Origin of the sequence: Proteus sp. G2674, assembly GCF_009915195.1 — a bacterium.
Lineage (GTDB): Bacteria > Pseudomonadota > Gammaproteobacteria > Enterobacterales > Enterobacteriaceae > Proteus > Proteus mirabilis.
The window spans coordinates 1-15,414 of record NZ_JAABLS010000024.1; the positions used below are offsets into that span (position 1 = coordinate 1).

At 34.0% G+C, this 15,414-nt stretch carries 14 protein-coding genes; 9 read left to right on the forward strand and 5 right to left on the reverse strand.

The window, feature by feature from the left end; all coding sequences use genetic code 11:
- The 5 genes from GWI58_RS10885 to GWI58_RS10905 all read left to right on the forward strand — a co-directional run.
- The coding region (locus GWI58_RS10885; RefSeq protein WP_202608548.1) for an NAD(P)H-dependent oxidoreductase at positions 1-279 on the forward strand (279 nt) is incomplete at its 5' end.
- Positions 280-555: 276 nt separating this feature from the next.
- Entirely contained in the window at positions 556-1,113 is a 558-nt protein-coding gene (locus GWI58_RS10890; RefSeq protein ID WP_110229249.1) for a fimbrial protein, read from the forward strand.
- A 126-nt stretch (positions 1,114-1,239) separates the two neighbouring features.
- Positions 1,240-1,941 (forward strand): fimbrial biogenesis chaperone, encoded by a 702-nt coding sequence (locus tag GWI58_RS10895; protein ID WP_161769176.1) that lies wholly within the window; start codon positions 1,240-1,242, stop codon positions 1,939-1,941.
- Positions 1,934-4,348: a fimbria/pilus outer membrane usher protein gene (locus GWI58_RS10900; RefSeq protein WP_161769177.1), complete on the forward strand. Its 2,415-nt coding sequence runs from the start codon at positions 1,934-1,936 to the stop codon at positions 4,346-4,348. Before GWI58_RS10895 ends, GWI58_RS10900 begins: the two co-directional genes overlap by 8 nt.
- Before the next feature lie 41 nt (positions 4,349-4,389).
- A complete protein-coding gene (locus tag GWI58_RS10905; protein WP_110229252.1) occupies positions 4,390-4,956 on the forward strand; it encodes a fimbrial protein in 567 nt (188 codons plus the stop codon).
- Positions 4,957-5,043: 87 nt separating this feature from the next.
- Here GWI58_RS10905 and GWI58_RS10910 read toward each other — a convergent pair whose 3' ends face one another.
- Genes GWI58_RS10910 through GWI58_RS10920 form a run of 3 tightly spaced genes read right to left on the reverse strand, consistent with a single transcriptional unit; the run spans position 5,044 to position 8,230 of the window.
- Complete coding sequence (locus tag GWI58_RS10910; protein WP_094959151.1) at positions 5,044-5,376, reverse strand: YdbL family protein; 333 nt, start codon at positions 5,374-5,376, stop codon at positions 5,044-5,046.
- A gap of 14 nt (positions 5,377-5,390) precedes the next feature.
- A complete protein-coding gene (locus tag GWI58_RS10915) occupies positions 5,391-5,597 on the reverse strand; it encodes a YnbE family lipoprotein (protein WP_036908037.1) in 207 nt (68 codons plus the stop codon).
- Positions 5,594-8,230 carry a YdbH family protein gene (locus GWI58_RS10920; RefSeq protein WP_161769178.1) on the reverse strand — a complete coding sequence of 879 codons (2,637 nt, stop codon included), beginning with the start codon at positions 8,228-8,230 and terminating at the stop codon, positions 5,594-5,596. The genes GWI58_RS10915 and GWI58_RS10920 overlap by 4 nt, the downstream gene beginning before the upstream one ends.
- A gap of 158 nt (positions 8,231-8,388) precedes the next feature.
- On the opposite strand from GWI58_RS10920, the gene GWI58_RS10925 reads away from it, so the two are divergent.
- Complete coding sequence (locus GWI58_RS10925; protein WP_161769179.1) at positions 8,389-9,387, forward strand: 2-hydroxyacid dehydrogenase; 999 nt, start codon at positions 8,389-8,391, stop codon at positions 9,385-9,387.
- 128 nt (positions 9,388-9,515) lie between these two features.
- Here GWI58_RS10925 and GWI58_RS10930 read toward each other — a convergent pair whose 3' ends face one another.
- Both GWI58_RS10930 and GWI58_RS10935 read right to left on the reverse strand, forming a co-directional pair.
- Positions 9,516-11,069 carry a methyl-accepting chemotaxis protein gene (locus tag GWI58_RS10930; protein WP_012367887.1) on the reverse strand — a complete coding sequence of 518 codons (1,554 nt, stop codon included), beginning with the start codon at positions 11,067-11,069 and terminating at the stop codon, positions 9,516-9,518.
- Positions 11,070-11,748: 679 nt separating this feature from the next.
- Positions 11,749-12,372: a TetR family transcriptional regulator gene (locus GWI58_RS10935; RefSeq protein WP_124725344.1), complete on the reverse strand. Its 624-nt coding sequence runs from the start codon at positions 12,370-12,372 to the stop codon at positions 11,749-11,751.
- A gap of 95 nt (positions 12,373-12,467) precedes the next feature.
- Between GWI58_RS10935 and GWI58_RS17935 the strand changes: the two genes are divergently transcribed.
- The 3 genes from GWI58_RS17935 to fetA all read left to right on the forward strand — a co-directional run bounded on the left by GWI58_RS17935 (position 12,468) and on the right by fetA (position 15,370).
- The gene (locus tag GWI58_RS17935; protein WP_004242792.1) at positions 12,468-13,382 is read left to right on the forward strand and encodes a helix-turn-helix domain-containing protein; all 915 of its coding nucleotides are present in this window, start codon (positions 12,468-12,470) and stop codon (positions 13,380-13,382) included.
- 118 nt (positions 13,383-13,500) lie between these two features.
- Positions 13,501-14,424 (forward strand): alpha/beta hydrolase family protein, encoded by a 924-nt coding sequence (locus tag GWI58_RS10945; protein WP_161769180.1) that lies wholly within the window; start codon positions 13,501-13,503, stop codon positions 14,422-14,424.
- Between the two features lie 295 nt (positions 14,425-14,719).
- Complete coding sequence (fetA, locus tag GWI58_RS10950) at positions 14,720-15,370, forward strand: iron efflux ABC transporter ATP-binding subunit FetA (RefSeq protein ID WP_161769181.1); 651 nt, start codon at positions 14,720-14,722, stop codon at positions 15,368-15,370.
- The last annotated feature ends 44 nt before the right edge of the window (positions 15,371-15,414 follow it).

Genomic DNA, 15,414 nt, shown 5'->3' on the forward strand with positions numbered 1-15,414 from the left:
TTTAAATATACTGAAACAGGGTCAGTCGGATTACTTGAAGATAAGCAAGTTATTGTATTAACGAGTCGTGGTGGGATCCATAAAGGACAACCCTCTGATTTAATTATTTCATATCTAACACAATTTTTATCATTTATTGGTATTAATAATGTACAGTTTATTCTAACCGAGGATACTGCGCTAGGCGAAGAATATGCACAACAGTCACATGTTCAAGTACAAAAAGAAATAGATTTAATTATTAATAAAGAAATAATGATAAAATCAAAATATATCTAATGGCACCTTTAATCAAGGTGCTATTTTTTATAAATATAATTACAAAAAAAACCTCTATTTTTTTTTAAAAAAAACCTTCAACAGATAAACCTTTCACCTTTTACCTATAAGTTAAAATTTAAATCTAACCAACCAAACACAAAAAACATATTTCGCTAATCATTTAACAAAATAATACTAATCATAATTATATATAACTTGTCAAATTTCACGTAAAAAAATATTATTATCTTGCTCTTAATTATGAGCAAATTTGTAACTACAATTAATACTTAAATGGACTTTAAAATGAAAAAATCATTATTTTCACTATTAATTCTATCTACACTTTCTTTATCAACACAAGCTATTGCACAACAGATTTCCCTTGGTGGTTATAATATAGATATCCAAGGCAGAGTAATTGACGAGAAACTAACTTGTGTCGTTCAAGATATTCCTTCAATTCAATTGGATGATGCTTACGTTGATTCTTTACTACTTACTCCTGCAAAACGATTTAGTGTGGATTTTTCTGGCTGTACTAATCAAGCAAGAGATAGAAAAGTCAAAGTAGTTGTTGCACGACAAAACGATACTCATTTAATGAATACTGGTTCGACAGAAAATGATACCAATGCTCGAGTAGTATTATTGCGTTCTACAGGTGAACCTGTTCTACTTAATGGTGAGGATTCAGAACGTACATTTTCTTCGGAGGTTGCCGGTGAACATGGTAGCTTAGAATTTTTATTAAAATATGATAGACCTGAATCGATTGATGATGCTATTACCGCAGGTGCTTTCAGAGCTACCTTATCTCTTGATACTTACGTCACTGATGATATCCAATAAAAAACGATCAAAACTAAATATAATTCTGCTTTAATTTTCAACCCAATAAAAAGCCGGGGAAATACCGGCTTTTTATTTATAGGGTAATACAATAAATAACTTAACTAATGGTTAATTAAAAAACACATGATTAAAAAATATATTGTTTATATAATATCATTTGTCTTTACATTCTCATGTTATGCTTCTATTCAAATTAATAAGGATAGATTTTTTTATAAAGAACAAGATAAGGAAATTCTATTTGACATAAGAAATAAAAGCGAACAAAAAACCTATATTATTCAAAGTTGGGTATCACACTATAACAAAGAAGATAATAGTGAGGCACCATTTATTATCTCCCCTAGCTTAATAAAACTAGCACCCAATGAAAATTTCACATTAAAAATTATCAAAACGGATGATATAAAAGAAATCAATCAAGAATCTGTATATAGAGTAAATATAAAAGTAGTTCCAGTTATAGATGATGAGATGGCCGATAAAAACCTGCTTCTTATCTCTTTAAACTCAATATATAATCTTTTCTATACACCTAGCAATATTATTAACAAAAGTGATAATAAAGATATTAATTTTTTTATTAATGATGAAGATTTTATTAAAATAAACAACCCCACTCCTTATTTTATTACCATAGCAGAAGCAAAGGTAGATAATATTGATATATTAAATGAGAGAATAACCCTATCGCCATTTAAAGATTACAGTATAAAAAATAAAAAAATAACTAAAAATATTAAAGATAGAAAAGTACATTGGAAGAGAGTCGATGAGTATGAGCAGACTATCATTGCAACTCCAAAGGAACTTGTTTATGAGTAAGATAAGCTTTAGGATAAAAACATCTTTGCTATTGATATTAAATGCATACCCTTTCTTTTCTATTGCTAACAATAATATTCATTCTCTATATAAAAGTGTATTGTCAAACATTGATAATAAAACTATCAATAACTTATTAAATAATGAACATCCTGATGGTTATTACTCAACAAATATTTATATCAACGAAAATAAAAAAGAAAGCATTGTTTTATATTATGAAAATAAATACGGTATATTAACACCAAGGATTAATGTTAATGATTTAATTCGTTTAAATATTGATCCGTCTTTTTATAACATTCCTGTTGATTTAAATTCGGATTTGTTATTAAGCGATTACAATATTGATTTTAAATATAATTTTTCCTCGCAATCATTATATTTAACTATTCCACAAAAAGCCTTAGATAATAAAAAAAATATGCTTGCTAGCCAAGTTTTATGGGATGATGGTGTCGCTGCTTTGTTTAGCTCATATTCTTATTTTGGTAAATATAACAATCAAAATAAGATAGAACACAAAATCAGTTTTAATTCAGGTGCTAACTTAGGTGCTTGGCGAGTACGTAGTAAAAGTTATTATCACCACACGGATAAGCAACAGCAATTTAAGCTATACTCATTATATGCTTATCATCAATTAAATACGCTGTTGGCAACGCTTAATATGGGGGAATTTCGACCAACCAGTAGAATGTTATCAACAGATAAATTAATTGGATTTCAACTTATATCTAGTAATTTGCTCTCTGGTAATGATCTCTATATGAATAGTCCTATCATAGAAGAGATTGCAGAATCTCATGCTGAAATTAAAGTGAAACAACAAGGAAGAACCATTTATGAAACTATTGTTCCTCCTGGGCCTTTTGTTTTAAACGATCTACCTGTTATAGGCAGCAATGAATTGGTATTAGAAATAAAAGAGGCTGATGGACGTATAAGAAAAAGTACACATTACTTTACTACAATGCCAAACCAATTAAAAAAAGGTCGTTATCAATATAATTTTATTTCTGGATATTCTTATGATAGATATAACCAGTTTAATAATCAAAATAATAACCCTATTTTTTTACTGGGTGAGTTCTCCTATGGTATTAATCAAAAAATAACCGCTTATGGTGCAATTAGAAAGAAGCTGAATAGCAATACTTTCTTTTCAGGACTATCATTAGATTTAGGACGCTGGGGGGGTGTCGCCAGTGATATTAGTTATTTTGATCACAATAATCTATTAAAATACCAGTTGCGCTATAATAAACGATGGAGCAATATTGGTACCTCTTTAAATATATCTTCTAGCCATTATCAATCAATAAATTCTGATAGTGTTAACATTAGAAAAAGTCAAAAAGACAATATAAAAAATAGCTATACAATCTCTCTTTTTCAACCGATTAAATCTTTCGGGACATTTTCTATTGGTTATCATCAAAATTCTTATGACAAAATAAAAAATGACTTTACAATCAATACTTCTCTATCATCTTCTATAAAAAAAATAAATTATAGTATAAAATATCAATATAAAAATGAAAGATATTATAATGACAATCATTTTTCTTTAAATTTTAATATTCCACTAACAAATAGCTCTCACTCTTATCATTGGGTAAGCAATCAATTTGATTATCATCCAAACAATAAAGGTTATATAAATAGTACGACTATAGGGGGAAGTTTACTAGAACACTACCGCTTAGGCTATTCTATTAATTACCAACGGGACTTTAGCCACCCAAATGCTGGCTATCATACTTCAGTAAATACTCAGTATAAGGGGAGATATCAATCTTATTCTATTAATGCAACGAAATCGTCTAATAATAAAACCAATTTAAGATTAGGGATTAATGGTGCTATAGTGTTACATCAAAGTGGAATAACTTTGTCACCTGATTTAGGTAATACTTTTGCTATTGTAAATACGAATGGCATTGCCGGAATTAAAACTAATTATTCTTCACAAGACACTACAGACAATAACGGTAATTTAATATTACCGCACATCATGCCATATCGCAAAAATACTATTGGACTAAACATAAATTCGTTACCCGAGTTTAGTAATACAAAAATTCAAAGTAAAATCATCGTACCTACTTTAGGTGCGGTAGCAAAAATCAATTTCCCTATAAATAGGGGTTATAATGTTTTATTTACCTCAAATACACCAATTCCTTTTGCTGCCAATGTAATGGTATTTGATGATAATAATAATCTCATTTCTAGTGATTCTGTCTATGACCACAATAGAATATTCCTCTCCGGAATAAAAGAAACCGGAACGGTACAAGTAAAATGGGGAGATACAGAGGAGCAACAATGTTTCTTCAATTATAACGTAAAAAATGAAAGTAAAAATAATTCAATTATTAATAAACAAATTGATTGCCAATAATGAATAATTTTTATTCTTGAATATTTATGTAAGGTGTTTCTATGAAGTCAATAAATATAACATTTTTAATTCCTCTATTATTACTATACTTCCCTTTTATTGCTTTATCTGATAATAGCAGAGGTAGTTTACCACCACCAGTAAATTGTGATACTTCCATATATCCCATTATACTTCGTGATATAAGTACTGATGATTTTGCTACACATTATGCTGGAACCTTAGCTGATGAACGCTATACTAGATATATTGCAGTGTTTTTCAATAATTGTTCAGAAAATAATACTAAAATAACCGTAAGTTTTGATAATAAAGATATTGATCCTAATAATGGTTACCTTGTCAATCATGCAACAGGCCCTACAGCAAGTGATAATGTGACATTCCAATTAATTGATCTTGAAGATAATCCTATTAATTTAAACCAGAGAAATGTATTCACCAAAAATATTGATGAAAATAATGAAGCTTTTTTTCGTTTCGCTGTAAATTATGTCAAAAAAGATAATCTTCCCCCAAAGCCAGGAAATGTAATTGCTCATATTACGTTCATTGCGGAAGCGAACGGTCAGATTGTTGAATCTGATAAAATCAAAATAGTAGACTAAAAAATAAAGTGATAATAAGTATTATCACTATATCAACGCTATGAGAATAATTTAGTCTCTCTTTTATCGCTACTTGGGTAGTGGATATTATTTCTTAATCCACTGCCCATTAATTCCTTTAACAAACTCACCTGAACTGGCTCTTGCTACTAATTTTTCACCCGCTAAACGGGCAACAGACTCAGGAGTCACTTGATTGGTTTTAGCAATTTCAGCATATTTGGCTTTTCTGGCTTGATTGATTTCATTCACCAATATTTGAGCCTGCTTATGGTTTGGTTGCACTAACTCAACATAACCACTAAAGGTTTCCCCTACTAAACCTTGCGCGCGTGCCTCATCAAGTGTTAACGCAAGCGCATTTGAACTAATCAATGCTGTGATTAATGCAAAACTAAAGAGATATTTTTTATAATTCATTATTCACTCCAACGTTAGAATATAGCGCTATTGTTTTTCAGCAAGTCTTCAACTTGGCGATCTATTTTGACATTAATTTCATGTTCAATCTTAACGTTCATATTAATATTTATCGGTTTTTCAGGGGTAGCAACCTCTAATCGAATACATCCGGTAAGTGCTGATATACCGATAGTGAAAATAACAAATAAAGATAATCTTTTTAAAAATAATAACATCATTCTGACTCACTCCCTAAATCGGATAGGCTCTTTTCTAACCACTCTTCCAATTGCGAACCAAATCGCAAGCTGCGCCATAACTGAAAAATATTTTCTTGATGGCGATAATTAAGATTTACTTGTCGCCGTTTGTCTTCCAATGGATTTTTCCCTTGGATTTCCGCTTCAAGCACTAATTCACCTAGGTTGCTTAAATTAACCCGCGTCCAAGAGCGACTAATCTCTAAATATCGTAACCATGCCATAGCAACACCGGCTGTCATATTGCTATCATCAATAGAGTCAACAAAATCTTTATCAAGCCTGAGGGTTAAATATGATGAATTAGCCAGCCACCCGTCTTTCACTATCCACTGATTGTTATTGATAAAGAAAGGCAATTCACCACTGACTTTACCTGATGCGGCAAATTGGGTCACCTTCAATAAAGTAAAAAGCCGACTTAACTCTAGATTGTCTAATGAGATAATCGCCGCTTCATGCTGTGGTAATGCTAATTTAGCCATAGAAATAGTGCCATCAAGCATGGCAACCTTGACATTAGATAAAACTAAAGGTTTTGCTTCTGTAATAGGGTAAAATCCTTGCAGATCGGCGGTAATATCTGTCATTTCAAATAAGTTATTGACGCGCTTAATGCGTAATTGCACTGGCTGCTTTACACCTAGTTGCCATTCGTCACCGTTTAAACGCCAAGGTAAAATAAAATCGAGTCCTTCCAATACACCATCTTTTAGCCACATGCTGCCTTGCTTAACCACTAGATGTCCACCAGCAACTAAACCTTGTTGAGGGGCAATAGAAAAGTCAGCTTGTGTATAAAACTCGCCATTATCTAATGTGATGCCTAATTTTTCTGGCAATAAAGATTGAAAGGCATTGATTGGTTGTGCAGGCCAACGCATCTGCCCTCTTAGCCTTTCACCATCCCAACGTGTATTAATCGTTATAGGTCCAATATTTGGCTTGGCATTGAGCTCGCCTTTCATATTAAAACGAAAAGGAGATTGACCTTTTACACTGGCAATAAAGTCCGCTCTATCTAAGAATCCCCCCGCAGGAAAATCAATTTTTTGACTGGTTAACTTCAATTTTCCTTCAAATAACGGGTTTTTATCGTCTCTTAACCAACGAAATGGCGTTAAGAGCGTCAATCTGGGTGCTAACATACTGGTATGCTGATAAGTTAAAACATCAAATCCGGTATTTAATGTCTCAAAACTCACCATGTTATCTATCCAAGAGCCAGTTCCAGCAATATCCCAACGCGCTTTTAATGGCAATAAATTGCCCTCTCCCCAATAACGCCATTGCCAATTGCCCTGATCAGGTAAGAAATCGGTCGAACGTCCAGCAAAATGGACTCGATAATCTCCCCAAATTGTATCTTCAGCTAACACAATCGCATTTAGGTGACCATTAAATCCTTTGGAAGATAATGTTGAACCAGCTAGTGGTAAACGAGCATCTTTTACCGTCAGCGTTTCTGTTAGTTGCCCTTTAAAGCGTAATAGTGAACCGGGCTGAAATTCGATAGTGGGATCTGTCAACATACCGGTCACTTTAACGGGAAGTTGTGCACTGGCTTGCATGAGATCTTTATTTACAATGCCTGTCAATTGAATAGGTATATCAGCATCTAACCAGTTAATCGCCGTTTCAGGTATCGTCATCACTAAATTCCCTTTCCCTGCATGCCCTTGCGTCATAACATTTAAGCGCGCAGTTAAGCGTAACCCCGTTAATCCTTGCTGCCACTGGGCAATGTTGATATTCACACCACCACGTAAGGGTTGATCAAGCCCAAACCATTCCCAACGCCCTTTTTCTATCGTGATATTTTCTGCAGTTACATTCCAAGGCAACACAGCTAACGCTTGCCCTCCACCTTGTTCAGCAATAGAAATAGTACCGCTATTCCCTTGCCATTGAGCAATAAAGACTACTGGGTAAGCATAATGGGATGTTAACAATGTTGTGCTGATAGAACCATTTTCTGGTAATGAATCAACATTAAGGGGTAACGCTATTTCAGCCGCCAGCTCTATCTGATTATCGTCAGGTAAATTAATCTTTAATTGTTTAATATCTAACCATTGATTATCACGGATCAGCGCTTGTATCTGCGTATTATCTCCCTGATAGCTGATTAACCGCCCATTTGTATCACTTTTAAGCTGAAAATGGCCGTTATAGCGCTGATTATCCATTAAAGAAACATGATTAATATCAACCGATAAATGAGGAATAGTAGCTAATAACGCATGAATATCGAGAGGAACTGCTGCGGTCTCTTTTTTATCTGCAAAAGATAATTGTGAAAAACACCCTTCGTTAATAGTAAGTTGTTGACTATTAAATGATAGGCTATCAATTTGCTGTTTTTGATAGTTAAACGTAAATTGCTGCACATTAGCCAAGGTACAGCTATCACTTTTTAATGCGATATCATCAATAAAAACACCCCATTGTTGTAACCTTGGTTGTGTTAAAGAGAGTGAAACACCTTCAGGTAAATAGGTTTTAGCCACAACAGGTAACCAACGTGGAATGGTGAGCCACAAGGTCGTGCTAACTGCGCCGACACCCAGTAGTATCATCCCTGTCCATTTGATTGTTTTCTTTAACAACACCTCATTTTCCTTTTGATCACATTAACCACATTCCGAACATCCACTTTACCCATTAAATTGTTTATAATAATAGTATTAAATGCTTCTCTATTGGGGTTAGATAATTCTTGTTTTCTCACTCTCAAAATAAATTTTAATCGATAATAAGCGAGTACAGGATGAAAATTGTTTCCTATAGTACTAAACATTATGACCGCAAACATATGGAATGGGTCAATCAGCATAATGGATATCATTATGATATCGAATATTTTGACTTTAATTTGACTGAACAAACAGCAAAAAATGCCGTCGGCGCAGATGCAGTCTGTATCTTTGTTAATGATGATGCTAATCGTGCGGTATTACAAGAGCTTGCCAGTCTCAACATCCATATCCTTGCACTGCGTTGTGCGGGATTTAATAATGTTGACCTTAAGGCAGCGGCCGAATTAGGGATCACCGTAGTGCGTGTGCCGGCTTATTCCCCAGAAGCGATTGCTGAGCATACTGTTGGGATGATGCTCTCGTTAAATCGTCGTATTCACAGAGCCTACCAACGTACCCGTGATGCAAACTTTTCCTTAGAAGGTTTAACTGGTTTTAATATGCATAATCGCACTGCTGGGATTATCGGTACGGGGAAAATTGGCCTAGCAACTTTACGCATACTAAAAGGCTTTGGTATGAAGCTATTGGCCTATGATCCTTATCCAAACCAAGCTGTATTAGATTTGGGTGCGGAATATGTTGACTTAGCGACTCTTTACGCAAATTCACATGTTATTTCGTTGCATTGCCCATTAACCGCAGGAAATCATCATTTATTAAATGAAAGTGCTTTTTCGCAAATGAAAGATGGCGTAATGATCATCAACACTAGCCGTGGGGCCTTAATTGATTCTGCAGCTGCCATTAATGCCTTAAAACAAGGTAAAATTGGCGCATTAGGCATGGATGTCTACGAAAATGAGCGCGATTTATTTTTTGAAGATAAATCAAATGATGTTATTCAAGATGACGTGTTCCGTCGCCTTTCCTCTTGCCATAACGTATTGTTTACCGGGCACCAAGCATTCTTAACTGAAGAAGCGTTAATTAGTATTAGTGAAACGACATTGCACAATATTAAAGAGGTTGCTGCAGGTATAACATCACCTAACGAAGTGAAAGCCTAAGTCTCTAAAAAACCCCTGTTAGTCACCTTTGAGTGGCTAAAGGGGTTTTATCTTATTCGTCTTGGCTAATGAATTAACAACATATTTATCTTCTTAGGTACATTTTTATCAAGCGCAAACCAACCCTTTTATGCATGCCTAGTATTTTCTTTCTCATCTACTTTAAATTGAGAGACTAAGTTGGCAAGCTGATGAGCTTCATCATCCATATTGGCAGTAATAGTGGCAGACTCTTCCACAAGTGCCGCATTTTGTTGAGTCACGGTATCCATCTCACTTACGGCCATAGCAATTTGATTAATCCCCATACTTTGTTCATTAGAGGCTAAGGCAATCTGTTGCATAAAATCATTAACTTGACTAATGGTGGTCACAATTTCCGACATAGAGCGTCCTGCTTCGCTCACTTGTTGTGATCCAACCTGTACTTTATTTACCGAATGGGTAATAAGTTCATTGATCTCTTTGGCTGCCTCTGCACTACGACTAGCTAAGTTACGTACTTCGGCTGCAACAACGGTAAATCCGCGACCTTGTTCACCTGCTCTAGCCGCTTCAACCGCTGCATTCAATGAGAGGATATTGGTTTGATTGGCAATACTGTTAATGATGTCATTAATATCTGAGATCTTCTTTGCACTTTCAGAAATCGATGACATGGTTTCGATAACATTATCCATCACCTTTTCGCCGTTTTGTGCTGACGTTGTCGCTCTTAATGCCAACTGGCTAGCTTGGCGTGAGTTATCGGCATTTTTTTCAACCGTCGTTTTGATTTGCTCCATGCTTGCAACGGTTTGTTGTAGCGCACTAGCCTGCTCTTCAGTACGTGAGGAGAGGTCAGTATTACCTGTTGCTATTTCACTTGCACTGACGCTAATGGTGTTTACTGCATTTTTTACCGAAGCAATCATTTGACTTAATGAAACTTTCATTTTATTCATTTCATTAAATAGCTTACCAAATTCATTGTTACCGTGATTTTCCACTCGCATACTTAAATCGCCTTGGCTCATTTTGCTAAAAATATTAATAAGCACTTTAATATTGCCGATAAAGCTATGAGAGAACCAACGTAAGATAATGATAAAGAGCATAATGACAATAATCGCTGTGACTAACGCCATTAGCATAATGCGCTGTTGTGAAGTTTTCGCAATATCAATATAATTATTCTCAATACCATTGGCGACTGCATAATATGTCATGGTGATCTCGTTGAGTTCATCCATTTTTTGACTAGCAGAGTGCGTAGTCAATTGTCCTTTACGTAATTTAGCTAAGGCATCGGTAAATATATCTAAAAGCTCATCAAAGCGTTTCGTCATATCATCAGCAACCTGACGCCCTTCCATGGTTAACTTTTCAGCATCCGCCCAACGGTGGATCTCTTCACGAGTGATTTTTATATATTCTTGAGTTTGATGAAGGTATTTAGCAGAAGGTTTTTCATTCACTCTTAACTGCCCATCCAAGCCATTAATATTCGCTCTGATCACCGCCATTTGATAACGCGCTTTTCCCATCAGCAACATTTGCTGACTTAAGTTATTTGATGAAACAAAGTTATGATAAGAGCGTGTTGAAGCATCATAACTAAAGTAAATAATGCTCATAATAAGTACAAATAAAATAGCCAGCATAACTTTAACGGTTTTTTCTATACTGATGTTTTTAAACATAATCATATTCCAGCAAAATATACAGCTTTGATTTTTCTGTATATTTGTAAGATATCAGAATGCACTCTTTAGTAAAAAAGAGTGCATTCCCTAGTGTTAACAAAATAAATTAAAGATTATTTTTTAGATTATAGAGACAGGTAAGAGACTGCTCACATTGATAATGTCGGTCATTTTTATCAAAAACTTTAGAGCATAGTGAAATCTATTTTTTATTTTTGAAATAAACATTTCATTTCACTGTCCACTAAGCAATTCGTTACATAATATTCCATTAGCATTATGATTTGATTGATAAAAAATTAAATGATTAATTATCTTTTAGAATGAACAGGATAGATTTTAAAGCATGACCAATTCATCATACAATATCAGTATTTATTTTATAAATTAAACTAATCATACTTTTTTATTTAAACAGAAAGAATTGTTGTTACTTTCTTAAAAAATAATGCTATTGCTTAATATTGTGGACATTAGGTTATTTAACTCAAATAGATTAACGATATTAAGAAAGATTACTTATTCTATTTTTAATTATTTTTTAGTTAGTTCAATTAAACTTATCTCTTTATTCAATCGCCATGTTTTTCTATTCAATAATACAGTGATAATTGAACAGAATTATTTGTTGATTGTTAATCTTTTGCGCAATGCTTAGAGGTATTTTAATACCTCTTTATGCCATATGTTGATGACGCTGTGGTGATGCTTGTTTTACCCCGATTAAAAAATCAGCAAAAATAGCTTTAAAGTCACTACATGCCTCTTTCGGTAATGACGCTTCATTTTTTAGATTGATAGCAATATGAGTAATAAAACCATAAATTAAATTCACCACAATAGCCGGTGAATAAGCACAGATCTGTTTTTCAGCAAAGAGTATATCAACACAGTGTTGGATACGAGGAATAAGAATGTTGGCGTCAATCTCTTCCCACTCTTTCCAACCTAATACCGAGATAACTTCTTGTAAGGGAATTAACTCGTTTTTACACTGATAAATATGGTCAACACAAAGAGAGAAGAGCGCCGTTAGCTCTTGCCATTTATCATCATAAGTAGGTACTTCATCTAATTTTTGAACAGCATGCTTAACTTGCAGTAAATAACACTCTCTCAAAAGGGCTTTTTTATTACTGAAGTGATGATAAAACGCCCCTTTAGTGACCCTTGCATAACGTGATATTTCATCAATGGAAACATCGTAATAGCATTGATTTACAAAGAGATATTGCCCGGCTTCAAGTAAAGCTAAGCGTGTTTGTTCTGAATTCTCTTGTTGCCGTGATTTTAATTTCATGATAAAAAAACCCATAAAACATACCATAAGTATGTAATAATATATGGGTATCAGTTTTGTGTAAACTGAACAAAATATCTTTTCAGGAAATCATCATGTCATCTCAGTTCAATGGACTTATCCCTTCCAATTCTTTATCTTCGTTTAATATAGAAGTGATTAAAGAACTTCTGCTCTGGATCGAGGTAAATCTAGAAAAGCCGTTATTACTTGATGATGTTGCGATAAAATCAGGTTATACAAAATGGCATTTGCAACGGGTGTTTAAACAAGCAACGGGCTTAACATTAGCCTCTTATATTCGTGGTAGACGACTGACCAAAGCCGCCACTGAATTGCGCTTAACTAAACTTCCGGTATTAACTATCGCACTACGCTATCAATTTGATTCGCAGCAATCTTTTACACGCCGCTTTAAAGCTGTTTTTGGCGTCACTCCTTCGGAATACCGTAAAGTTGATGTGTTGTGTAGCGACAATTTTCAGCCCCCCATCAATTTTGAAGTTACCGATCTCCCTATTCCAAATATTATCGAGCTACCTGAAAGCTTTCTTTATGTTATTCAATACCAATACTTTTGCTCTATCGAGGATATTGGCAAACTACATGAAGATATTCGCCATCAGTTTTGGAATGATTTTTTGTTGTACACAGATAAAAACTTTACGGAAAGTAGTGTGTTAATTTCTTATCAGCCAAATACATTACGTAAAGATAAGATCCAGATTGATTATGAAATTGGCCTAAACAATTTAGATCACTTTACCAGACCCCGTGGTTTTAGAAAAAAAGCGATCGCAGGCGGGCGTTATGTTCGTTTCCAATTTAAAGGCACGTTAGAAGAATATAAACAATTTGCCATCAAGATCTACTTTTATACTTTACCGGCTTTGGGGTTATGTCGTCGTTTAGGGCCAGATATTGAAAACTACATTTGTATAGAAACAGATAGCGACATTATGGAACTACCAAAAACACTGGAAATTGATTATTACGTTCCAATTCATTAATCAGTAATAAGTACTTAACGACTTGACTTTCTGTTTATTGATATGGCTAATTAACCGTCTTGATGGATTATTTAGCCATCCTTCTCTCTCACCCTCCCTTGGTTAATAAGGTTGTTCTATGCGTATTTGTTCTTTGTTGCTATGCACCACTTTCTTAGTATCATCAATAACATCAAGCTACGCAGAAATAAGCACACATAAACTAATTCGACAAGATAATAGCGAACTGATTTATTATCTAGATAAACAAGCTGAACATAACAAAACACTGTTAGTTTTAATGCAAGGTTCTGACTGTAATAGCATAAAAAATAATACTTTTATTCAAGAAACCTTTGGTAGATGGCTACCGAGTAGTGATATTTTAATGGTTGAAAAGTATGGTATTACAGCACAATTGACTTATTCCGACGATAATGGTGAAAGAGAAGATTGCCCTAAAAACTATAAACTGCATGATAATCCTAACCAAAGACTTGCTGATTATTTAGCAGTGCTAGATAAATTATCCCCTAATTACACCAATATTGTATTACTTGGAGGAAGTGAAGGCGCAACAATGGTTAATTTAGTTGTTGCTGAACGTCATGATATTAGCGCTGCAATCGCATTAAATGGCGGTGGCCGTTTTTTCCTTGATGATGTACTGTACAATATACGCAATACAACACCTAAAGAGCATGTGGAAGAAGCAATAAATAGCTTTCAACAACTCGCTAATGCAATAATAACGAATCAAATTGATGATGAGCAATTTGTTAGTGAACATAGCAAATTATGGTGGCAACAATATCTTGCTATTGATCTACTTGAGGTGATTAAGCGCAACACGCAAACTCCGGTATTAATTGTTCAAACATTAGATGATATCAATGTAGATGTGGCGGCATTCCATCAATTATCTCAAGAGATAACGCAACCTAATGTGACATTTATTAAATATGATAAATTAAATCATGGTTTTTATAATCAACAAGGCGAGCGATTAACCGGAAAAGTCGTTCAAGATATACAGCAATGGTATGCGCAATATAATAAATAACTTATTCATCCTATCTTGACTTATTTATATTAAGATAATTTTTACGAGCTGATGATTAGGCCTATTTTATCATGCTTAATCTTTTATGCTGCGTTATCTTTCTGTTTCCCCTATTGGCTATTTAATATTGATTGACTGATAGTAGTGATAGAGAAAAACAATTTATCATCACACACTTATGCTCTTATACTTAAGTTAAATCTTGTTATCAGATCACTGATATGGAACAGGATCATTATACAATTAACCTTGTATAATAGTGATAACTTCTCTCTTCTAGATGTATAGGATCAGAATGAACAATAATCGCGCACTACTATGTCTGGAAAAAATTGGCTTTCAACTCGATAGCAAAATTATTCTAGATAATGTGACTTTCTCACTACAACCTTCTGAATTTAAATTGATTACAGGCCCTTCTGGTTGTGGAAAAAGTACGTTATTAAAAATCATTGCCTCTTTATTCTCACCGACAAGTGGCACACTTTTCTTTGACGGAAAAGACTACTTAACCCTTTCTCCTGAACAATATCGACAACAAGTTTCGTATTGTACTCAAACCCCGATGTTATTTGGTGAAACGGTTTATGACAATCTTAAATTTCCTTATTTACTACGCAAAATCGCCGTTGATGAGAAGAAATTAGCGAAAGATTTAGATTACTTTAATTTGCCCAATGAGATTTTAAATAAAGGTATTAATGAACTTTCTGGTGGTGAAAAACAGCGTATCTCACTTATCCGTAACCTACAGTTTTTGCCTAAAGTGTTATTGCTTGATGAAATTACTAGTGCTCTTGATGAAGACAATAAAATAAAAGTCAATGAGCTTATCCATCATTATGTCAAAGAGCAAAAAATCGCCGCATTATGGGTAACTCATGATCAAAATGAAATCAAACATGCCGATGATGTGATCCACTTACCGAGTCATATGAACAATTAAGGTTAGGTTTACTTCCATTACCCCCCTTAGTTTTAACTTTATTG